The sequence below is a fragment of the Sphingopyxis panaciterrae genome (genome assembly GCF_011762125.1).
In the GTDB taxonomy this organism is placed as follows: Bacteria; Pseudomonadota; Alphaproteobacteria; order Sphingomonadales; family Sphingomonadaceae; genus Sphingopyxis; species Sphingopyxis panaciterrae.
In genome coordinates this window covers 185943-205727 of record NZ_JAASQN010000004.1, presented here as the reverse complement: position 1 = coordinate 205727, position 19785 = coordinate 185943, and the positions used below count along the sequence as shown (strand labels likewise).

General features: G+C 64.2%; 20 protein-coding genes. 14 read left to right on the top strand and 6 right to left on the bottom strand.

Annotated features, from left to right (window positions below; translation table 11 throughout):
* Positions 1 to 90 precede the first annotated feature (90 nt).
* The 6 genes from FHR22_RS15235 to FHR22_RS15205 all read left to right on the top strand — a co-directional run bounded on the left by FHR22_RS15235 (position 91) and on the right by FHR22_RS15205 (position 5928).
* Positions 91 to 1308: an argininosuccinate synthase gene (locus FHR22_RS15235; protein WP_166944355.1), complete on the top strand. Its 1218-nt coding sequence runs from the start codon at positions 91 to 93 to the stop codon at positions 1306 to 1308.
* A 246-nt stretch (positions 1309 to 1554) separates the two neighbouring features.
* The gene (locus FHR22_RS15230; RefSeq protein ID WP_166944352.1) at positions 1555 to 1746 is read left to right on the top strand and encodes a hypothetical protein; all 192 of its coding nucleotides are present in this window, start codon (positions 1555 to 1557) and stop codon (positions 1744 to 1746) included.
* 95 nt (positions 1747 to 1841) lie between these two features.
* Positions 1842 to 2600, top strand: a complete 759-nt coding sequence (locus tag FHR22_RS22135; RefSeq protein ID WP_243853773.1) for a hypothetical protein — start codon at positions 1842 to 1844, stop codon at positions 2598 to 2600.
* Between the two features lie 40 nt (positions 2601 to 2640).
* Positions 2641 to 3651, top strand: coding sequence for a threonine aldolase family protein (locus tag FHR22_RS15215; RefSeq protein ID WP_166944349.1), 1011 nt, complete (start codon positions 2641 to 2643; stop codon positions 3649 to 3651).
* Entirely contained in the window at positions 3648 to 4610 is a 963-nt protein-coding gene (locus FHR22_RS15210) for a DMT family transporter (protein ID WP_166944346.1), read from the top strand. Before FHR22_RS15215 ends, FHR22_RS15210 begins: the two co-directional genes overlap by 4 nt.
* A 46-nt stretch (positions 4611 to 4656) precedes the next feature.
* Positions 4657 to 5928, top strand: a complete 1272-nt coding sequence (locus tag FHR22_RS15205) for an alpha/beta hydrolase family protein (protein WP_166944342.1) — start codon at positions 4657 to 4659, stop codon at positions 5926 to 5928.
* Here the strand turns inward: FHR22_RS15205 and murA are convergent.
* Positions 5915 to 7198: a UDP-N-acetylglucosamine 1-carboxyvinyltransferase gene (gene murA / locus FHR22_RS15200; RefSeq protein ID WP_166944339.1), complete on the bottom strand. Its 1284-nt coding sequence runs from the start codon at positions 7196 to 7198 to the stop codon at positions 5915 to 5917. The genes FHR22_RS15205 and murA overlap by 14 nt on opposite strands.
* Positions 7199 to 7536: 338 nt before the next feature.
* Here murA and FHR22_RS15195 point away from each other — a divergent pair, with 338 nt between their 5' ends.
* Complete coding sequence (locus tag FHR22_RS15195; protein WP_166944335.1) at positions 7537 to 8544, top strand: DUF3011 domain-containing protein; 1008 nt, start codon at positions 7537 to 7539, stop codon at positions 8542 to 8544.
* 301 nt (positions 8545 to 8845) lie between these two features.
* Positions 8846 to 9769 (top strand): DMT family transporter, encoded by a 924-nt coding sequence (locus FHR22_RS15190; RefSeq protein ID WP_166944332.1) that lies wholly within the window; start codon positions 8846 to 8848, stop codon positions 9767 to 9769.
* Here the strand turns inward: FHR22_RS15190 and FHR22_RS15185 are convergent.
* Both FHR22_RS15185 and FHR22_RS15180 read right to left on the bottom strand, forming a co-directional pair.
* A complete protein-coding gene (locus tag FHR22_RS15185) occupies positions 9766 to 10368 on the bottom strand; it encodes a 2-hydroxychromene-2-carboxylate isomerase (RefSeq protein WP_166944330.1) in 603 nt (200 codons plus the stop codon). The genes FHR22_RS15190 and FHR22_RS15185 overlap by 4 nt on opposite strands.
* Complete coding sequence (locus FHR22_RS15180; protein WP_166944328.1) at positions 10362 to 11093, bottom strand: SDR family oxidoreductase; 732 nt, start codon at positions 11091 to 11093, stop codon at positions 10362 to 10364. The genes FHR22_RS15185 and FHR22_RS15180 overlap by 7 nt, the downstream gene beginning before the upstream one ends.
* Positions 11094 to 11243: 150 nt before the next feature.
* Here FHR22_RS15180 and FHR22_RS15175 point away from each other — a divergent pair, with 150 nt between their 5' ends.
* Positions 11244 to 11735 carry a winged helix-turn-helix transcriptional regulator gene (locus FHR22_RS15175; RefSeq protein ID WP_166944326.1) on the top strand — a complete coding sequence of 164 codons (492 nt, stop codon included), beginning with the start codon at positions 11244 to 11246 and terminating at the stop codon, positions 11733 to 11735.
* A gap of 1 nt (position 11736) precedes the next feature.
* On the opposite strand, the gene clpS is transcribed toward FHR22_RS15175, so the two are convergent.
* The 3 genes from clpS to FHR22_RS15160 all read right to left on the bottom strand — a co-directional run bounded on the left by clpS (position 11737) and on the right by FHR22_RS15160 (position 14959).
* Complete coding sequence (gene clpS, locus FHR22_RS15170; protein WP_166944324.1) at positions 11737 to 12102, bottom strand: ATP-dependent Clp protease adapter ClpS; 366 nt, start codon at positions 12100 to 12102, stop codon at positions 11737 to 11739.
* A 223-nt stretch (positions 12103 to 12325) separates the two neighbouring features.
* Positions 12326 to 13063, bottom strand: coding sequence for a phasin family protein (locus FHR22_RS15165; protein ID WP_166944322.1), 738 nt, complete (start codon positions 13061 to 13063; stop codon positions 12326 to 12328).
* A gap of 123 nt (positions 13064 to 13186) precedes the next feature.
* Entirely contained in the window at positions 13187 to 14959 is a 1773-nt protein-coding gene (locus FHR22_RS15160; protein ID WP_166944320.1) for a PHA/PHB synthase family protein, read from the bottom strand.
* Positions 14960 to 15075: 116 nt separating this feature from the next.
* Here FHR22_RS15160 and FHR22_RS15155 point away from each other — a divergent pair, with 116 nt between their 5' ends.
* The 5 genes from FHR22_RS15155 (at position 15076) to FHR22_RS15135 (ending at position 19614) form a co-directional block, all read left to right on the top strand.
* The gene (locus FHR22_RS15155; protein WP_166944318.1) at positions 15076 to 16296 is read left to right on the top strand and encodes an LL-diaminopimelate aminotransferase; all 1221 of its coding nucleotides are present in this window, start codon (positions 15076 to 15078) and stop codon (positions 16294 to 16296) included.
* Complete coding sequence (locus FHR22_RS15150; RefSeq protein ID WP_166944316.1) at positions 16296 to 16778, top strand: DUF2721 domain-containing protein; 483 nt, start codon at positions 16296 to 16298, stop codon at positions 16776 to 16778. The genes FHR22_RS15155 and FHR22_RS15150 overlap by 1 nt, the downstream gene beginning before the upstream one ends.
* Positions 16779 to 17294: 516 nt before the next feature.
* Positions 17295 to 18071 carry an SDR family NAD(P)-dependent oxidoreductase gene (locus tag FHR22_RS15145; RefSeq protein ID WP_166944314.1) on the top strand — a complete coding sequence of 259 codons (777 nt, stop codon included), beginning with the start codon at positions 17295 to 17297 and terminating at the stop codon, positions 18069 to 18071.
* Entirely contained in the window at positions 18068 to 18859 is a 792-nt protein-coding gene (locus FHR22_RS15140; RefSeq protein ID WP_166944312.1) for an enoyl-CoA hydratase-related protein, read from the top strand. Before FHR22_RS15145 ends, FHR22_RS15140 begins: the two co-directional genes overlap by 4 nt.
* Positions 18856 to 19614, top strand: a complete 759-nt coding sequence (locus FHR22_RS15135; RefSeq protein WP_166944310.1) for an N-acyl homoserine lactonase family protein — start codon at positions 18856 to 18858, stop codon at positions 19612 to 19614. Before FHR22_RS15140 ends, FHR22_RS15135 begins: the two co-directional genes overlap by 4 nt.
* Positions 19615 to 19785 lie beyond the last annotated feature (171 nt).

Below are 19785 nucleotides of genomic sequence, written 5' to 3'. Positions count from 1 at the left end.
CCGGATATTTGCAAGAACGCGCCAAGGCGTTGCGCCGCGGGGGTTGGCCTGTTAGGCGCGCGACCGTCTTTTCTCGCCAAGGGAACCATCATGTCCGATTCCATCAAGCGTGTCGTCCTCGCCTATTCGGGGGGGCTCGACACCAGCGTCATCCTGAAATGGCTTCAGGTCACCTATGGCTGCGAGGTGGTGACCTTCACCGCCGACCTGGGACAGGGCGAGGAATTGGGCCCGGCGCGCGACAAGGCGGTGCTGATGGGCGTCAAGCCCGAACATATCTATATCGACGATGTGCGCGAAGAATTCGTCCGCGACTTCGTCTTCCCGATGATGCGCGCCAATGCCCGCTACGAGGGCGATTATCTGCTCGGCACCTCGATCGCACGGCCGCTGATTTCGAAGCGGCTCGTCGAGATCGCGAAGGAAACGGGCGCCGACGCCGTTGCGCATGGCGCGACGGGCAAGGGCAACGACCAGGTGCGTTTCGAGCTTTGCGCCTATGCGCTCAATCCCGACATCAAGGTGATCGCGCCGTGGCGCGAATGGGACCTGACCAGCCGCACCGCGCTGATCGACTTTGCCGAGAAGAACCAGATCCCGGTGCCGAAGGACAAGCGCGGCGAAAGCCCGTTCAGCACCGACGCGAACCTCCTCCACACCTCATCGGAGGGCAAGGTGCTCGAGGATCCGTGGGAAGAGACCCCCGATTATGTCTATTCGCGCACGGTCAATCCCGAGGATGCGCCCGACACGCCCGAATATATCACCATCGATTTCGAACGCGGCGACGGCGTCGCGCTGAACGGCCAGGCGATGTCGCCCGCGACCTTGCTCGCGGCGCTCAACGACCTTGGCCGCAAGCATGGGATCGGCCGCCTCGACCTGGTCGAGAACCGTTTCGTCGGCATGAAGTCGCGCGGCATGTACGAAACCCCGGGCGGCGAAATCTATGCGCGGGCGCATCGGGGCATCGAAAGCATCACCCTCGACCGCGGCGCGGCGCATCTCAAGGACGAGCTGATGCCGAAATATGCCGAGCTCATCTACAACGGCTTCTGGTTCACGCCCGAGCGCGAAATGCTCCAGGCGGCGATCGACCATAGCCAGGAAAAAGTGTCGGGCACCGTCCGCCTGAAACTCTACAAGGGCAATGCCGACGTCGTCGGTCGCAAGTCGCCGAACAGCCTTTACAGCGAACGCCATGTGACCTTCGAGGATGACGCTGGCGCCTATGACCAGAAGGATGCAGCGGGCTTCATCAAGCTGAACGCGCTGCGCCTGAAGCTACTGGCGAAGCGCGACCGCTAGGACCGGATCGGGGCCCGACCGGCTGTCCGTTATATTGTCCCTTATCGGGCGAGCCGGTTCGATAGAATCGGCTCGTCGTGCATTTCTGCATGAGCGCGGCAGGGCGACCGGAAGGCGCGCCCACCGATCGTAACAAAAATTGCTTTTACCGCCCCTATGTCGGAATTCTGCAATCGGAATCGCTGCCGATTCGCAAGAAACCAACGACCGAATGGGGAGGATGCCGCTTTTAGCGGGTGATTTATCATGTCCAATCAAAATTCCGTCGATCAGGCTGACTATGAATGGCAGCGCTGTTCGCTGATGTTGCCGCGCGTCGGCCTGATCCTGAGTCGCCACGGATTGCGTACGCGCGTCATCCTGCCCGGCGATTATATGGTTCGTCGTTCGCGGACATTGGGGCAGCGGCTCTATCGCCGCCGTTCGTCGCTGGACTGACTTGCGTGCAGCGCCGGCGGACCTTCCCGCTCTGGCCGAAAAACATGGTGGCCTTGCCGGTTTGAAAGCGCCAAACCGGATGTGCTTGCGTGTCCATGGAGGTGACCGGCAAGCGACGAGAGGGTTTCGCCGCCATGCGCATGTTCGATTTTTCTTCGTGGCAAAGCATCGGGACGACGTTGCTCGGCCTTGCGATCGTGACCTTCCTGGGCATCGGCATCCGCCTGATGGTCATGATGACGGTGCAGCAGCGCCGCGAGCGAATGAACCGCCAGATCAACGAGCGGCTGCGGACGTTGATCGCCGCCTACAAGACGCTTGGCGGTTCCTTCACCGGCAATCTGACGGTCGATCCGCGCCACCTGCGCGATCTGCGGCGCTACGAAAGCGCCCCGGCGGGCGAAACGTCGCCGGAAGCGGCCGAAAGGGGTGAATCGGATCGGCCGCGCCGGATTCGCGATGCGGTGGAGGCGGCGCTGTCCGACATCATCCTGCTCGGCACCGAAGAGCAGGTGCGGCTGGCCAGCCGCGCGGCGCAGGAGCTTGCCGAAGGGCGGCCGGTCCATGTTCATGACCTGGTGGTCACGCTGCGCGATTTCATTCGCAAGGCGCTCGATCTTGCGCCGGTCCCGGCCGATGTCGAGATCCCGGTGCAGGGCCCGACGCGGCCATCAAGCGGCGGCGGCAGAGGCGGTGGTTCCGGACGCGGCGGCGAAGCGGGCGGCGGCGGCGGCGGAAGCGGAGGTGGCGGCGGCATGGGAATGGCCGGGGGCCTCGGTATCGCCGGCGGCGCGAGCATGGCGCACGGGACCGCGAGCGACGATGACGCGGCCGACGGGCCGCGGCCCAAATGAGGGCTTAGCACGGCGCCCGACCTGCGCTAAGGCGCGGCTCATGACTGCGACCCGCTTCTTTTCCGACAACGCTGCGGCCGTCCATCCGGCGGTGATGAACGCGCTGGTAGCCGCCAATCATGTCGATACCGCCTATGACGGCGACGCGCTCAGCAAGTCACTCGACGCAGCCTTTTCAGAGCTGTTCGAGACGACATGCGAAGTCGTGTGGATTCCCACCGGCACCGCGGCGAACAGCATCATCCTCGCCCATTTCGTCCGGCCGTGGCAGGGTATAATCTGCTACGAGGAAGCGCATATCGAAGTCGATGAATGCGGCGCGCCGGGCTTTTATTCGGGCGGGGCAAAGTTGATGACGCTGCCCGGGCGTGGCGCCAAGATCGATGTCGAGGCGCTGAAAGCCCGCCTTGCCGGCATCCGCAAGGATGTGCACCAGGTACAACCCGCCGCGATCAGCATCACCAACGCTACCGAATATGGCCTCGCATGGCGGCCCGACGAAGTCGGGGTGATCAGCGAGATCGCGCGCGCCGAAGGGTTGAAGCTCCACATGGATGGCGCGCGCTTCGCCAACGCCGTCGCTTTCACCGGCTGCGCACCCGCCGACGTGACGTGGCGCGCCGGGGTCGATGCGCTGTCGTTCGGTTTCACCAAAAACGGCGCGATGATGGCAGAGGCGATCGTCTTTTTCGGCGGCAGCGGCGGGGCGGGGGTACGCGAGCTCAAGAAGCGCGGCGGACATCTGCTCAGCAAGGGGCGTTTCGTCGCGGCGCAGATTCGCGCGATGCTCAACGATGACCTGTGGCTGGCCAATGCGCACGCGGCGAATGCCGGTGCGGCGGCCTTGGCCCGGGCGTGCGGCGACCGGCTGATGTACCCGGTCGAGGCGAATGAATTGTTCGTCAAGCTGACCGCCGATGAAGCGGCCCGCCTTCGCAAGGCAGGCTTCGACTTTTACGATTGGGGCGAGGGGGCGGCGCGTCTGGTCACGAGCTGGGACCAGGATGGCGATGCCGTCGCGGCGCTTGGGGCGGCGATCACAGCGCTATGAGCGGAGTGGCGACGCATTCGCTGCTCAGCCCGCGGGTCCTGATATCCTTCACGCTGGTCACGCTGATCTGGGGCTCGACCTGGATCGTCATTACCGGGCAGCTTGGTATCGTGCCGCCGAGCTGGTCGGTCACCTATCGGTTCGCGGTCGCGGCATTGGTGATGTTCGCGTTTGCGCTGATCCGGCGGGAACGGCTGCTCCCCGAACCGCGTGCGCTCGCCTTCGCCGTCATCCTGGGCGCCGCGCAATTCGCCTTCAACTTTAACTTCGTCTATCGCGCCGAACAGCATATCACGTCGGGGCTCGTCGCGGTGCTTTTCGCATTGCTGATCGTTCCTAATACGCTGCTCGGGCGCGCATTTCTGAAGACCCCGCTCGAAGGGCGTTTCCTTGCCGGGGCGGGGATTGCGATTGCCGGGGTCGGCATGATGATCGCCCATGAATATCGCGCCGCGGCGCTCGGTCCGGCGGCGGTGCTCAGCGGTACCGTCTTGACCCTCGCCGGCGTTTTGAGCGCGTCGACCGCCAATGTGATGCAGGGAACGCGCCTTGCGCGCGCGCAATCGATGACGGTGATGATCGCCTGGAGCATGTTCTTCGGGACGCTTTTCGACGGCAGCTATGCGTGGGTCACGACGGGACCGCCGGTGATCGATCCGACCTTCTCTTATCTGGGCGGCGTGCTCTATCTTGGCGTGATCGCGAGTGCATTGGCCTTTCCGCTTTATTTCAACGTCATCCGGGCGGTCGGCCCGGGGCAGGCGGCGTGGTCCAGCGTCCTCGTCCCGATTATCGCGATGGGCTTTTCGACCGTGTTCGAAGGATATCGCTGGGCGCCGCTGTCGATCGCAGGCGGCATCGTCGCGCTGGTCGGTCTGGTCATCGCGGTCGCGAAGCGGCCCGAGCGGCCAACGGTCAGCGGCAATATGGTTGCGGTGACGGTCGACCGCCCCGAGTGATCGAACGGCATTTGCGGAGATCTGCGTCGGACGCTAAATCCGCGCGATGAAAAAGATTCTTCTTGGCGCCGCGTTCGCTCTCGCTTCGATCCAGCCGGCGTCGGCGCAAGGCTCGGCCGACTGCACAGCGGGCACCTATTCGGCCCGCAACGGCGACTTCGTCGTGCTGGTGAAGGCCCCGACGATCGCGGCGCCGGGGCTGCGCTACCTGTTCCGTGACGGACGCCGCGGCGCGACGACCGACGCCGGCGTGCCGCTGGCATGCAAGGGCGATGCCGTGACGGTGGACGGTCAAAGCTGGACGCGCGTCGCCTTTCGCGAAACACCGGCGACCTTCGACAGCGTCGGCACCAAAATGACCGGCATGCTGATCGAACCGCCGGGAGCGTCCGACCCCGGCGGGCCGCTCGTCGTCATGGTCCACGGGTCCGAACGCACCTCGCCGATCGGCGGAGTTTATGGTTATGCGATGGCGGCGCAGGGCATATCCGTGTTCGTCTATGACAAGCGCGGGACCGGCGGATCGGAAGGCGAATATACCCAGAATTTCGAATTGCTCGCCGACGACGCTGCGCGCGCGCTCGAACAGGCGCGCGGCATGGCGGCGGGCCGCTTTGGCCGCGCCGGCTTCTTCGGTGGCAGCCAGGGCGGCTGGGTCGCACCGCTCGCGGCGACGCGGACCAAGGCCGATTTCGTCGCGATCGGCTTCGGCCTTGTTGCCTCGCCGATCGAGGAGGATCGCGAGCAGCTGGTGTCGGAAGTGCGCGCTGCGGGACTGGGCGACAATGCGGTCCTGCTGGTGAACCGGCTGTCGGCCGCGACATCGAAGCTGGCGCTGTCGAATTTCACCACGGGTTACGAAGACCTCGACGCGGTGCGGCGCGAGATGGCGGGCCAGCCGTGGGCGGCGAAGATCGATGGCGAATATAGCGGGGCCATCGCACGGATGACCGATGAGGAGTTGCGCCGCATCGGCCGCGCGCGCTTCGACAATGTCGAATTGATCTGGGATTATGACGCGGTCGCGGCACTCCGAAAGCTCGACGCGCCTCTCCTCTGGGTGCTGGCGGGTGAGGATCGCGAGGCGCCGATCGAAACGACGCGCGGCGCGCTGCTCGATCTCGCCAAGGCGGGCAAGCCGTTCGATGTCTATCTCTTCCCCGACACCGATCATGGCATGTTCGAATATACGACCGCCGCCGATGGGTCGCGCAGCGTCACGCGTATTGCCGACGGCTATCTGAAATTGCTCGGCGACTGGATCAAGCGCGATGTACGCGGCCCCTATGGCCGCGCCGAGCATCTTACCCCGCGCTGATCCGCTCGATATCGGCGCCGACCGCCTGCAATTTTTCCTCGAGCCGCTCATAGCCCCGGTCGAGGTGATAGACGCGGTTGACTTCTGTCGTGCCCTCGGCGGCGAGGCCGGCGATGATCAGGCTCATCGACGCACGAAGGTCGGTGGCCATCACCGGTGCGCCGATCAGCTTGTCGACTCCGCGGACGACCGCGCTGCGGCTGCGCACATCGATATCGCAGCCCATGCGCGCGAGTTCGGGAACATGCATATAGCGGTTCTCGAAGATGGTCTCGGTGAACAGCGAGGCGCCCTTGCCGAGCGTCGCCATCGCCATGAATTGCGCCTGCATGTCGGTCGCGAAACCGGGATAGGGCGCCGTCGACAGGGTGACGGGCTCGGCGCGCCCTGACATGGCGACACGGATGCCGCCCTTGGTTTCTTCGACTGTCGCCCCGGCCTGCCGCAACGCGGCGAGCGTTGCTTCCATCTCGGATGCCTTCGCGCCGACGAGTTCGACGTCACCCTCGGTGATCACAGCGGCGCAGGCATAGCTGCCGGCCTCGATGCGGTCGGCCATGACGCGGTAGGTCGCGCCGTGCAGCCGGTCGACGCCTTCGATCGTCAGCGTCTCGGTCCCGATGCCGTCGATCTGCGCGCCCATCGCGACCAGGCAATTGCAAAGATCGACGATCTCGGGCTCGCGCGCGGCATTTTCGAGGACGCAGGTGCCTTTGGCGAGCACCGCCGCCATGACGGCATTTTCGGTCGCGCCGACCGAGACGACGGGGAAGGTGAATTTGCCGCCGGCGAGGCGTCCGCCCGGCGCGCTTGCCTTCACATAGCCCGACGCGAGCTCGATCTCGGCACCGAAGGCTTCGAGGGCCTTCAGGTGCAGGTCGATCGGGCGGTTGCCGATCGCGCAGCCGCCGGGCAGCGACACCGTCGCTTCGCTCGCACGCGCGAGCAGCGGGCCAAGGACGAGGATCGAAGCGCGCATCTTGCGCACGATGTCATAGGGCGCGACGGTCGAGGTCAGCGTCGTCGTGCGCGCGGTCATCACGCGGCCGAAATCCTCGGGCCGCGAGCCTTCGATCGTCGTCGAACAGCCGAGCTGGTTGAGCAGGTGGCCAAAACCATCGACGTCGGCGAGGCGTGGCAGGTTGCGCAAGGTCAACGGCTCGTCGGTGAGCAGCGCGCAAGGCAACAGGGTGAGCGCCGCATTCTTGGCGCCGGAGATGGGGATACGGCCCTTGAGTCGCTGGCCGCCGCGAATGACGATTTGATCCATCGGCTGTCTTTAGCCGATGGGTGGACGCGCGCAAGCGGATGCCGCAGAGAAGATCAGGGCGCGGAGGTTTCCCGTGCATAACCCGCGTCGCCGTCGAACTGCGCCTTGGCTTCGCGGGCGCCCTTGCCCATGAAGATATAACCGGCGACGGCGAGGATGAGCATGGAGGGTCAGGCATCACGACGCGCAGCGGGGCCGGGCGATGGTTAAATGAAAGCTTCGCGTGATATTTTTTGCGATGGCGCCGACGCGCGAAACGTGGAAACATCGGGGTCAATCTTGAGGAGCATGAAGACAGGGTAGAACGCGATCGATCTTTTGGAAAAAGGGGCAAGACTATGAGGAATCCGATTCTGACGGCCGTCACCACCGCTTCGCTGATCGCCACCCAACTTGCCACGCCAGCGCTGGCCCAGATCACTACCCAGCCTTATCCGCTGCCGGGCGGCCCGCAGATCCAGCCGCCACGACCCGGCGATAACTATCTGGGCACGCTCCGCTGCGAATCGCGGAACAACAAGATGCAGCGCTGCAACGTCCGCACCGGCAACCGCGTCGACCTGATCCGGGTGATCGGTGGACGCTGTTCGAAAGGGCGCGACTGGGGTTTCACCGCGACGCAAATCTGGGTGTCGGGCGGTTGCCGCGCCGAATTCGGCTATGGCTATGGCAATCATGGCGGCGGCGGTTATCCGGTGCCGCTGCCGCAGCCGGTCGGCGATTATGCCGGGACGATCCGCTGCGAATCGCGCGGCAATCGCTATGAACAGTGCAATGTCGCGACCAACGACCGGGTCGAACTGACGCGGCGGCTGGGCGGCAAGTGCAACGCCGGCCGGCAATGGGGCTATACCTCATCCTATGTCTGGGTGAACAATGGCTGCCGCGCCGAATTCGGTTACGGATACCGCAATATGCGGCCGCCCGAGAAGGACAAGGACAAGGGGCCGAGCACGGGGCTGATCATCGGCGGCGCGGTGGTTGCGGGCGGGTTGCTCGCGCTGCTGCTCAGCAAGAAAAAGAAAACGCCGGCCGGCGAGGAAACGACGGTTGAAGGACCCACAACCTATCCCGCGGGTCCGCCGGCGACGCTGAGCGCCAATCTGTCGGGTCTGCCGAGTGCGGCGCGGCCGTCGGTGCAAAATTGCCTGAATGACGCGGCGCGGCAGATCGGGGTGACCGGCGGGACGCGGCTGTCGTACGACAAGCTCGTCGATCTGCAGCAGGGCAATGGGGGCTGGCGGATCCGCGCGGCGATGACCGCCACCTACCCCGATGGCGCGCGGTCGATCGAGATGTATTGCCGCGCGACGCCGACGCAGATCATCCAGCTCGATTTCAGCTAAGCTGGTCGGGTGTTTGATGGAGAGGCCCGGTGTGATGCCGGGCCTTTTCATGCGTGCATGCGCGGGCTGTATGTGCGTTTGGGGGTGGCGGCATTGGGGTGGGGAGCGGACGCTCCCGCGTGAACCATAGCCGTCGCCCCGCCTTCGCGGGGACGACGGTTATTTGGCTAACGTCCGCAACCGGCTGAAACCCGTCAACCCCACCCCAATCGCAAAGCTCCCGCCACCCCGGTTGCATCTTCCGGCCAAGCCGTGAAAGACAGGCCAAGGCGCGCCCCCGGCGCCAAGGGATTGAAACCGGATGACGAAAAATGGCGGCCCGCTGACAGCCCTCTGGTCGCGTGCCTATCTGTTGCTGACGTTCACGGCGCTGTTCTGGGCGGGCAATTCGATCGTCGGGCGCGCGGCGCGCGATCTGGTGCCGCCTGCGGCGCTGTCCTTCTGGCGCTGGACGCTTGCGCTTGCGTTGCTGTTGCCGCTGGCTTGGCCGCATCTGAAGCGCGACGGACCGGCGCTGCGCGCGAACTGGCCGATCGTCGCGGTGCTCGGGGCGCTGGCGATCGGGTCGTTCAACATCCTGCTCTACACCGGGCTCCAAAGCACCACGGCGCTCAATTCGATGCTGATCCAGTCGGCCCAGCCAGCGCTGATCCTGGTGGTCGGCGCGCTGGTGATGAAGGACGGGACCAACGTCCGCCAGATCACTGGCGTACTCATCTCGCTGGCCGGCGTGCTGATGATCATCGGGCGCGGCGATCCGCAGATGCTGATCGCCTTGCGGCTGAATATCGGCGATGCCATCATCGGCGTCGCGGTGGTGCTCTGGGCGCTTTATTCGGTGCTGCTCCGCCGCCGTCCGCCGGTGCATCCGTTGAGCTTCCTCGCCGCTTCGATCATCGTCGGGATCATCGTCATCGCGCCGGTCTATGCATTCGAACTCTGGTCGGGAAAGCGGATCGTTGCGGCGCCTGGAAGCGCGCTCGCGATCGCTTATGTTTCGGTTTTCCCGTCTTTCCTCGCCTATCTTTTCTTCAACCGCGGGGTCGATCTGATCGGGTCGGCGGCGACGGGGCAATATATGAACGTGATGCCGCTGATGGGCGCGGGGCTCGCGATGCTGTTCCTCGGCGAAACGCTCCACCTGTTCCACATCGGCGGGCTGGCGCTGATCGTCACCGGCATATTGGTGGCGGGGCGGCCGTCGCAGCCGGCGGTACAAAGCTAGGCGAGCGCCGCTTCGACCTGCGCCAGCCGGTCCTTGCCGAAGAACATCTCGGCGCCGGCGAAGAAGGTCGGGATGCCGAACACGCCGCGTGTGACCGCCGACTCGGTGTTGGCGATCAGCTTTGCCTTGATTCCGGATTCCTGCGTGCGTGCGAGAAGTGCCGGGCCGTCGAAACCATTGGCCGAGAGGAAGGCCGCGATGACCTCCGGATCGTCCATCTTGAGCCCGTCTTCCCACATCGCGCGGTTCACCGCCTCGACATAGTTGTCGAGATTGCCCTCGTCGTCGGCGACGATCGCGCCGCGCATGATCGTGAGCGTATTGACCGGGAAATGCGGGTTGATGCGGAATTTGGTCAGACCATGCGTTTCGATGAAGCGCCGCATCTCCAGATTTTCATAAGCGAGCTTGGCAGGGGCGTCGGCATATTGGATCATCGGCGCCTTGTTGCCCGTCGCTTTGAAGATGCCACCGAGCAGGCAGGGGGTGATGATGAGGCCGGCGCCGGTGCGGTCCAGCACGGCGGGGAGCGCCTGCATCGACAGATAGGCGTTCGGGCTGCCGAAATCGAAGATGAGTTCGAGGCTTTTCGTCACCATTTTTCTCCCCATGGGCGGAGGTCGAGTTCGTGCGTCCACGCGCTTTTCGGCTGGTTGTGGAGCATCACATAATTTGCGGCGATGGCGGCGGGATTCAGGATCAGATCCTGCGCCTTGGCCTTGTCGAAATCGGGATGGCGGCCCTTGATGAATTCGGTGTCGATCGCGCCGTCGATGATTGTGTGTGCGACATGGATGCCCTGCGGTCCGAGTTCGCGCGCCATCGACTGGGCGAGCATGCGCAGCGCGCCCTTGGCGCCGGAAAAGGCAGAGAAACCCGATCCGCCGCGCAAGGATGCGGTGGCACCGGTGAAGATGATCGTGCCGCGGCCGCGGGGCTGCATGCGTTTCGCCGCCTCGCGGCCCATCAGGAAGCCGCCGAGGCACGCCATTTCCCAGACCTTGGTGTAAACGCGCAGCGTCGTCTCCCCGATCGGGAAGTTCACATTGGCGCCGATATTGAACACCGCGACCTCGACCGGGCCGACTTCGGCTTCGACCTGATCGAACAGCGCGATCATGGCATCCTCGTCGCGTGCATCGGCAGGGAAGGCGCGGGCCTGATGCCCGTCCTCGTGGATAGATTGCGCGAGCGTTTCGAGCGCATCGGCGTTCCGCTCGCGGCGGTTGACGCAGGCGGTGAGCCCCTCGGCGGCAAAGGCGCGAGCGATCGCGCCACCGGTGGCGTCGCCGGCTCCGATGATGACGGCTGCGGGATTGGACATCGGCGACTCTCCTCTTGCGCCGCATAGTAACTATGATAATCATAGTGACAAGTTTTTTGTCCGATGTGCTCCGCGGCGAAAGCCGGGGTCCGTAATGGTGCACCTGGACCCCGGCCTTCGCCGGGGAACACGAGGAGCTAGAGACCGAGAATGCCCAAGCGTGCAAATCTATCGGACACATTATGCCCCGTCGGCCGCTCCGCCGAGCTGCTCGGCGATCGCGCGGTGCTGCTGATCCTTCGCGAGTTGTTTTTTGGCCGGCGCCGGTTCGAGGTCATCGCCGCGAACACCGCGCTGCGGCCGCAACTCGTCTCGGCGCGGCTCAAGCTGCTGGTTACGGAGGGGATTGCCGAGCGGCGCGCCTATCAGGAACGGCCCGTGCGCCACGATTATTGGCTGACCGACAAGGGCAAGGCGCTGTTCGAGGTTCTCTATGCGATGCGCAACTGGGCCGAACGCTGGGCCTATGCACCGGGGGAGACCGGCGACGGCCACGCGATCCGCTATATCCATCGGGCGTGCGGCGCCGATGTCGGAACGGCCACCATCTGTCCGGGCTGCGGTGCCAGCCTTGGATATGGCGATCTGAAGGGCGAGCCGTCTTCGGTGCTCAAGGCCGAGCAGATCGCCCGGGCAGGCTAGCTCAGGCTTTTTCCAGCGTGCATTGCAGCGGGTGCTGGTTCTGCCGCGCCGCGTCCATCACCTGGTTTACCTTGGTTTCGGCGACTTCGTAGCTGAAGACACCGCACACGCCGACCCCCTGCTGGTGGACGTGCAGCATCACCTGCGTCGCCTGCTCTATATCCATGTTGAAGAAGCGCTGCAGCACCATCACGACGAATTCCATCGGGGTGTAGTCGTCGTTGAGCAGCAGCACCTTGTACATCGACGGCTTTTTCGCCTTGGCGCGGGTGCGCGTCGCGATACCGACGCCGGGGGTACCGGGCGAACCGTCGTCCTTGTCCGCCATGGCGCGGACCGGATGGAAGATCGAAGCGGAAAGCATCATGGGCCAGAATATCGCACGCCGAAGCGGATTCGCAAGAGGGAGGGGTGGTTAATTATGCCCCGTCTTTGCCATGCCCCGGCGAAGCAGGGGAAAGCGGAGAGCATTGGCATCGTGAAAAACAAGAACCGCCCGCATCCTGAAAAGGTTGCGAGCGGTCCTGGTTTGCCTGCGCGGGCGGGGAGGAGGGGAGAGAGCCCGCGCCGGCGGTGGAAAATGAAGGCCCTTAGGCTGCCTTCATCTTCGAGCTGATGACCGAAACGCGGTTCGAAATCGGCGCGAAGCTGTCGTTCGTCAGCTTGACGACGAGCTCGCTGGTCTTCGAGGTCTGCGCAACGGCGGCGTTGAACGCCTTCTTGCTGTTTTCGGCATAGAGCTTGAAGAATTCGGTCGGCGACTTGACGGCGGTATAGCCCTTCAGCGCGGCGGTCGTGTCTTCGAAGCTCTTGCGAGCGAAGGTTACGCCTTCCTGGCCGAGCGCTTCGACGCCCTTGGCGGCGATCTTGCCGGCTTCGACGAGCGCTTCGACGTTCGCCTTGTTGAATTCGACGGCTTCTTCGGCGAGCTTGCTCGACTTCGCGAACGCTTCCTTCGCCTTCTCGTTGAAGTCGGCGGTCAGGGTTTCGGCGCGGGTCTTCGCTTCGTCGGCGAACTTCTTGACGGTGTCGTTCATGGTTTTCAGTCCTTTGGTGGCGGCGGCGACCGGCTTCGGCGCGGCCTTCAGGGGCGTTTTGACAGTTTGGGGGGCAATCGTCTTGACCGCCTTCTTGGGGGCGATCTTTTTGGCCACGGCCTTGGGGGCAGCGGCCTTCTTCAGAACCGGCTTGGCTTTTGCCTTCACGGTTTCGATCTTTTCGGGTGCGGCTTCGACCGCAGCCGGAACGGCGGGAGCGGCCACCGGGGCGGCGGTTTCCAGCGTCGCGGCTTCGAAAGCCTTTTCGGCACTATCCAACTTGGTAGCCATCGGGACAACTCCTTTATGTTGCATTGCACAATATAGGAGCGGATCGGCGATTTCAAGAGAATTTTTGTGCAGTGCACAAAAATCATCCGAGCGCCGGTCCGTAGGCTGTATATTCGCTAGATATTACCGCTGTTTGACGTAGCGTCCGGGGGCGTCCTCGATCGTCTTTTTCTTGCCCTTTCCGGGGATTCGCGCGCCCTTGACCGGGGTTTTTGCGCTATCCTGACCGGCGATCCAGCCAATCCAGTGCGGCCACCAACTGCCCTTGGTCTCGTTCGCACCCGCCACGAAATCGTCGAGCGTCGCGGCGTCGTTATCGCCGGTCCAATATTGATATTTGCCCGCGGCGGGCGGATTGACGACGCCGGCGATATGACCCGAACCAGCAAGCACGAAGGTTTTGGGACCCGCCAGATGATCCATCAGCCGCCAGACGCTGGCGAGCGGTGCAATATGATCCTCGCGCCCCGCCTGGATATAGGCCGGCGTCTCGATCTTCTTGAGATCGATCGGCGTCCCCATCACCGACAGGCTGTTGGGGATCACCATGCGATTGTCGCGATACAGGTCGACCAGATATTGGCGGTGCCACTTGGCAGGCAGATTCGTCGTGTCGCCGTTCCAGTAAAGGAGGTCAAACGGCGGATAGTCGTTGCCGAGCAGGTAATTGCTGACGACATAATTCCAGATCAGGTCGCGCCCGCGCAAGCTGTTGAAGGTCGCGGCCATATAGCGGCCATCCAGAAAACCGCCCGCCGATAGCTGCTGAAGCAGGGTCAGATAGCTTTCGTCGACGAACATCGTGAGGTCGCCGGCAAGCTCGAAATCGACCTGCGCGGTGAAGAAGGTTACCGACTGGACCTTGTCCGCCTCATCCTTCGCGGATAGCATCGCCAGCGTCGCGGCAAGCGTGGTACCGGCAACGCAATAGCCGATCGTGTGGACGTGCGGCACGTCCAGCAGCTCGCGCACCGTGTCGATCGCGTCGACCTGCGCCGCGATATAATCGTCCCAGACGACCTCGCTCATCGATGCGTCGGCGGACTTCCACGACACCATGAAGACGCTAAGGCCCTGTTCGACCGCCCAAGCGACGAAGCTTTTGGCGGGGTTGAGATCGAGGATGTAGAAGCGGTTGATCCACGGCGGAAAGATGATGAGCGGGACGGTGAAGACCTCTTTGGTGGTCGGCGCATAGTGGATCAGCTGGTAGAGGCCGGTTTCGTGGACGACCTTGCCCGGCGTCGTCGCGATATTGACCCCGACTTCGAACGCGTCGGGGTCGACATGCGAAAGCTGCCCACGCGACAGGTCGGTCAGCATGTGCTTCAAACCCTTGAGCAGGCTTTCGCCGCGTGTCTCGACCGCGCGCTTGATCACCTCGGGATTGGTGATCGCAAGGTTGGAGGGCGACAGCGCCTCGGTCATATTCTTCGCCGCAAACTCCAGTCTCGCGCGTGCATGCTCGTCGAGGCCCTGCATCGTTCGCGTCGTCGTCAGCAGCTGTTCGGCGAGCAGGCCATAGGTCTGGCGGATCAGCGCAAAGGCCGGGTTCGCCGTCCAGTCGGGGTCAGCGAAGCGCTTGTCCTTCGGCGCGTCGGCGGCGGGCGCGAACGGCGGCTGGATCGTCGCGAGCGAGGTCCAGAAGGCGACGCCCTGTTCCCACATCTTCGATGATTGTTCGGCCCAAAGCTGGGTGGTCGGATTTTGCAGCCAGCTGGCCGGATCGAACAGGCCGGCGGCGGCGCTGTTGCCCTGGTTCGCCTGTGCCAGCGCATATTCGAGCATCATCTGCTGGGCGCGGCCCATGACACTGGCCCAATGCTGTAGATCGTCGGGTGATGCGAGGAAGGGGTTGAACGCTTCGGTCGGATCGTCTTGGCCTCTGTCGCTCATGCTCGTTCCTGCTGGTCAGTGCGGATATAATGCCTATAACAAGCCGCGATGCAGCTGGCGAGATTGCCGCTCGCGTCAATTCAAATGCACACGCAAAGGAGTTGTTCTAGTTCCCCATGTCCGAAGATGAATTCTATCGCATCAAGCGCCTGCCGCCCTATGTCATCGCTGAAGTCAATGCGATGCGTGCGGCCGCCCGCGCCGCCGGCGAAGACATCATCGACCTGGGAATGGGCAACCCCGACCTGCCGCCGCCGGCGCATGTGATCGAAAAGCTTTGCGAAGTCGCGATGAAGCCCGATGCGCACGGCTATTCGCAGTCGAAGGGCATTCCGGGGCTGCGCAAGGCGCAGGCCAATTATTACGCGCGCCGCTTCAACGTCGAACTCGACCCCGAAAGCGAGGTCGTGGTGACGATGGGGTCGAAGGAGGGGCTCGCAAGCCTCGCGACCGCGATCACCGGGCCGGGCGACGTCGTGCTGGCGCCGAACCCCAGCTATCCCATTCACACCTTCGGCTTCATCATCGCCGGCGCGACGATCCGCAGCGTGCCGACGACGCCCGACGAGGCCTATTGGCGCGCGCTCGACCGCGCGATGGCCTTCACCGTGCCGCGCCCGTCGATCCTGGTCGTCAACTATCCGTCGAACCCGACCGCCGAGGCCGTCGACCTGGCCTTTTACGAACGGCTCGTCGCATGGGCGAAGGAGAATAAGGTCTGGGTGCTGTCGGACCTTGCCTATTCGGAACTTTATTACGACGGCAACCCGACGCCCTCGATCCTGCAGGTGCCGGGCGCGAAGGATGTGGCGGTCGAATTCACCTCGATGTCGAAAACCTATTCGATGGCTGGGTGGCGCATGGGTTTCGCGGTCGGCAACAAGCGGCTGATCGCGGCGATGACGCGCGTGAAGTCGTACCTCGACTATGGCGCTTTCACCCCGATCCAGGCCGCGGCGTGCGCGGCGCTCAACGGGCCGCAGGACATCGTCGAGCGTAACCGCGAACTTTACCAGAAGCGCCGCGACGTGATGGTCGAAAGCTTTGGCCGCGCGGGTTGGGATATTCCGAGCCCCAAGGCATCGATGTTTGCCTGGGCGCCATTGCCCCCCGCGCTCAAGGAGATGGGCAGCCTCGAATTTTCGAAGCAGCTCCTGACCCATGCGAAGGTCGCGGTGGCGCCCGGCGTCGGCTATGGCGAGGACGGCGAAGGCTATGTCCGCATCGCGATGGTCGAGAATGAACAGCGCATCCGCCAGGCGGCGCGCAACGTCCGTAAATTCCTGGCGATGCACGGGGTGAATACGCCATCGGTCGCGGCGAGCAGTGGGGGATAATGAGCTCCGCTACCAGCGCGATTGCGCAAACGATCCAGCTGTCGGTCACGCCGGTTTTCCTGCTGGTGGCGACCGGCAGCCTTTTGAACGTCATCGCCGGGCGCCTCGCGCGCGTCGTCGATCGCTCGCGCACGTTGATCGAGCGCTGGGCGGAAACCGAAGGCGCTGAGCATGAACGCATCGTCGCCGAACTGCGCACCGCCGACCGGCGCATGGCGATCATCAACAATTCGATCCTCGCCGCGGTTGCCTGCGGTATCGTCGTCTGCCTGCTCGTGGCGCTGCTTTTTGCGCAGGCGGTCGCGGGTTTCAATCTCGGCACCGCTTCAGCGTGGGCGTTCACCGTCGCGATGCTGCTGCTCCTGACCTCGCTGATCCTGTTTCTCGTCGAAGTCCGGCTGGCGATCCGCACCATCCATGTGCCGATGGAATTGCTCGAGCTCGAGGAAATGGGTTGGAAACGGCGGCGGGGCGGCGAGTGATCTTTCGCCATCATATCGATTGCAAATCAGATGGGCCGAGGTCCGCTTTGGGGTGGTGAGCGGACGTTCGGCCTGCTCCCTGTGTACCCCGGCGAAAGGTGTTGGGAGGCACGTGACTCCCAACACCTTTCGCCGGGGTACACAAAGGAACGGCCGCAACCAACCGCTTCCTGCCCTTCTTCGTCATCCCGGACTTGATCCGGGATCCACTGCGGCGCCGAAGTCATGGACCCCGGATCAAGTCCGGGGTGACGATGATTTGAAGGGCCGCTTCCGGCCGCAATCGACCATTCCGCAGCAGGCTTCCAGAGAATAGAATCGCCAAAACCTTTATCCCCCGCCCGCCGCTATTGGCGGCCGCGACGGGGGATGAGGTTGGGTGTGCACAAGAAGAACATTAGGTGAACAAAATGCTGCCGTCAACCCCTTTGTCGCGGTTGCCGATCCCCATGCCCGCTGGTTGACGTATACGTCAATCCGCGCCAAGGCAAAGCTATCGCGAAAAGGAGATAGATCATGACGCAGCCCCCGATGTTCGATCTTTCGGGGCGCGTCGCGCTCGTCACCGGGGCCTCTTCGGGGCTGGGCGCGGGCTTTGCGAAAGCGCTCGCCGCGGCGGGTGCGAAGGTCGTTCTCGCCGCGCGCCGCGCCGACAAGCTTGCCGAGCAGGTCGCCGCGATCGAGGCTGCTGGCGGGCAGGCGGTCGCGGTCAGCATGGACGTCACCGACGAAGCATCGACGATCGCTGCCTATGATGCCGCCGAGGCCGCCTTCGGCACGGTCGATACGATCGTCGCCAACGCCGGCGTCGCGACCGAGAAGATGGCGATGGGGCTGACGGTCGACGAGGTCGATTTCCTGCTCGCCGCCAATGTTCGCGGGGTTTTCCTGACCGCGACCGAAGGCGCGAAACGCCTGGACAAGGCCGGGAGCCGTGAAAAGCAGCACGGTCGCATCGTGCTGATCGGCTCGATCACCGCCGAGAAGGTGTTTCCCGCAACCTCGGTCTATGGCGCGACCAAGGCCGCGGTGCGTCACCTTGGCAAGGCGCTGGCGCGCGAATGGGCGCGGCGCGGAATCAGCGTCAACGTGATCCAGCCCGGCTATTTCGAATCCGAAATGACCGCCGAGCTGTTCGAAAGCGATGTCGGCGCGCAGATGGTGAAAGCCTTTCCGCGCCAGCGCATGCGTCCGCCGAGCGATCTGCACGCGCCGCTGCTCATGCTCTGCTCCGACGCCGCGCTCGGCATCACCGGCAGCGTCATCACCGTCGACGACGGGCAGACGCTGTGACCGGCGAGTTGCTGGTCGAGACGCGCGGCGCGATCGAGATTGCGACGCTCAACCGTCCCGAGCGGCTCAACGCGCTGAACGAAGCGCTCGTCGAAGATCTCAACGCCTATTTTGCGGGTCTGGCCGATCGCAAGGGCGTCCGCGTCGTCATCCTGCGCGGCGCCGGACGCGGCTTTTGCGCCGGGCTCGACATCCAGGAGGGTCGCGCGACCGACGAAACGCCGGTGCTGCGCACGCTGCGCACCCAGACGAGCATCGGCAATATCTACCGCAAGATGCGCGCCTGCCCGCAGCCGATCGTCGCGCTGGGGCATGGCGCCGCGGCGGGGGGCGGGCTGTCGCTGCTGCTCGCGTCCGACGTGCGCTACGGCGCGCCGAGCTTCCGGTGCAACGCCGCTTATATCCGCATCGGACTGGGCGGCTGCGACATGGCGTCGAGCTATTTCCTGCCGCGGCTCGTCGGCGCCAGCCTCGCGTCGGAGATGATTCTGACCGGGCGGTTCATCGATGCCGAACGCGCGCTCGGCGCCGGGCTGATCAGTGAGATCGTCGACGAAGAGGCGCTGCTCGACCGCGGCCTCGCGCTCGCCGACGAGATGCTGGCGACGAGTCCATGGGGACTGCGGCTCTCCAAACAGGCGCTGAACCTCAACATCGACGCGCAGAGCCTCGATGCGGCGATGGCGATCGAGGACCGGCAGCAGGTCATCCTCTCCGCGACCGAGGATCATCGGGAAGCGCTGACCGCCTTCCTGGACAAACGCGCCCCCGAATATCGCGAAAAATGACCGATACGATGCGCCTCTATGCCTTCAACACCGGGTGGTTCCAGTGCCGCCCGGGCTATTTCATCGAAGGTGAGGAGGGCGATTATCTGAGGGGGCCCGTGCCTTCCTATCTGATCGACCATCCGAAAGGCCGCGCGCTGTTCGATACGGGCATGGGGATACGCTATCGCCGCACGCTCGCCGACGCGCTGCCGCCGAACAAATTCGGGCTGCAATGGTTCGAGGGGCAGGAGATCGCGGCGCGTCTGCGCAGCATCGACGTCGATCCGGCGAGCATCGACTGGGTCATCAACTCGCATCTCCACATCGATCATTGCGGCGGCAACGCCAGCCTGCCCAATGCTACCGTGATCGTCCAGTCGCGCGAACTCGCGGCGGCGCAGGCGACCGAGGAGGCCGGCCTCTATGAAGCGGTCGACTATGCCACCGGCCAGCCGATCCGGGCGATCGACGGCGAACTCGACCTGTTCGGCGACGGCAGCGTGCGGATCGTCCCGACCTATGGCCACACGCCGGGGCATCAAAGCGCGATCGTGACGCTGCCGGACGGGCGCGAAGTCCTGCTCGCCGCCGACTGCTGCTACACCGAACGCAATCTCGACCTGATGGTGCTGCAACGGGCGGTCGTCGATCGCGAAGCGGGGATGCGCACGATGGAATTTCTGCACCGCCGGCGGCAGGCGGGGGCGCATATCCTCTTCGGCCATGATGGCCGCCAGTGGCAGGGCGTCGAAGAGGGCAAGCCGATCGGATAGCGAAGTGGCGGGTTTCGGCCAAGAAGTGGACGCCAGCCAAATAGTCGTCGCCCCTGCGAAGGCGGGGGCGCTAGCCACCTTGCGTTAGGCCGACGGCGGCCATTTAAGGGTTGGACATGCCCCTGGCATGTCCAAGGATCGTCCGGGGGACAATCCGACCCTTCACTCCTT

Excerpts from the sequence above, each read along its gene's own strand:
- FHR22_RS15145 (WP_166944314.1), top strand. The coding sequence starts at position 17,295 with ATGACGCAGCCCCCGATGTTCGATCTTTCGGGGCGCGTCGCGCTCGTC.
- murA (WP_166944339.1), bottom strand. The coding sequence starts at position 7,198 with ATGGATCAAATCGTCATTCGCGGCGGCCAGCGACTCAAGGGCCGTATC.
- FHR22_RS15160 (WP_166944320.1), bottom strand. The coding sequence starts at position 14,959 with ATGAGCGACAGAGGCCAAGACGATCCGACCGAAGCGTTCAACCCCTTC.
- FHR22_RS15205 (WP_166944342.1), top strand. The coding sequence starts at position 4,657 with ATGAAAAAGATTCTTCTTGGCGCCGCGTTCGCTCTCGCTTCGATCCAG.
- FHR22_RS15165 (WP_166944322.1), bottom strand. The coding sequence starts at position 13,063 with ATGGCTACCAAGTTGGATAGTGCCGAAAAGGCTTTCGAAGCCGCGACG.
- FHR22_RS15235 (WP_166944355.1), top strand. The coding sequence starts at position 91 with ATGTCCGATTCCATCAAGCGTGTCGTCCTCGCCTATTCGGGGGGGCTC.
- FHR22_RS15185 (WP_166944330.1), bottom strand. The coding sequence starts at position 10,368 with ATGGTGACGAAAAGCCTCGAACTCATCTTCGATTTCGGCAGCCCGAAC.
- FHR22_RS15195 (WP_166944335.1), top strand. The coding sequence starts at position 7,537 with ATGAGGAATCCGATTCTGACGGCCGTCACCACCGCTTCGCTGATCGCC.
- FHR22_RS15215 (WP_166944349.1), top strand. The coding sequence starts at position 2,641 with ATGACTGCGACCCGCTTCTTTTCCGACAACGCTGCGGCCGTCCATCCG.
- FHR22_RS15155 (WP_166944318.1), top strand. The coding sequence starts at position 15,076 with ATGTCCGAAGATGAATTCTATCGCATCAAGCGCCTGCCGCCCTATGTC.
- FHR22_RS22135 (WP_243853773.1), top strand. The coding sequence starts at position 1,842 with ATGGAGGTGACCGGCAAGCGACGAGAGGGTTTCGCCGCCATGCGCATG.
- FHR22_RS15135 (WP_166944310.1), top strand. The coding sequence starts at position 18,856 with ATGACCGATACGATGCGCCTCTATGCCTTCAACACCGGGTGGTTCCAG.
- FHR22_RS15190 (WP_166944332.1), top strand. The coding sequence starts at position 8,846 with ATGACGAAAAATGGCGGCCCGCTGACAGCCCTCTGGTCGCGTGCCTAT.
- FHR22_RS15150 (WP_166944316.1), top strand. The coding sequence starts at position 16,296 with ATGAGCTCCGCTACCAGCGCGATTGCGCAAACGATCCAGCTGTCGGTC.
- FHR22_RS15180 (WP_166944328.1), bottom strand. The coding sequence starts at position 11,093 with ATGTCCAATCCCGCAGCCGTCATCATCGGAGCCGGCGACGCCACCGGT.
- FHR22_RS15175 (WP_166944326.1), top strand. The coding sequence starts at position 11,244 with ATGCCCAAGCGTGCAAATCTATCGGACACATTATGCCCCGTCGGCCGC.
- clpS (WP_166944324.1), bottom strand. The coding sequence starts at position 12,102 with ATGATGCTTTCCGCTTCGATCTTCCATCCGGTCCGCGCCATGGCGGAC.
- FHR22_RS15210 (WP_166944346.1), top strand. The coding sequence starts at position 3,648 with ATGAGCGGAGTGGCGACGCATTCGCTGCTCAGCCCGCGGGTCCTGATA.
- FHR22_RS15230 (WP_166944352.1), top strand. The coding sequence starts at position 1,555 with ATGTCCAATCAAAATTCCGTCGATCAGGCTGACTATGAATGGCAGCGC.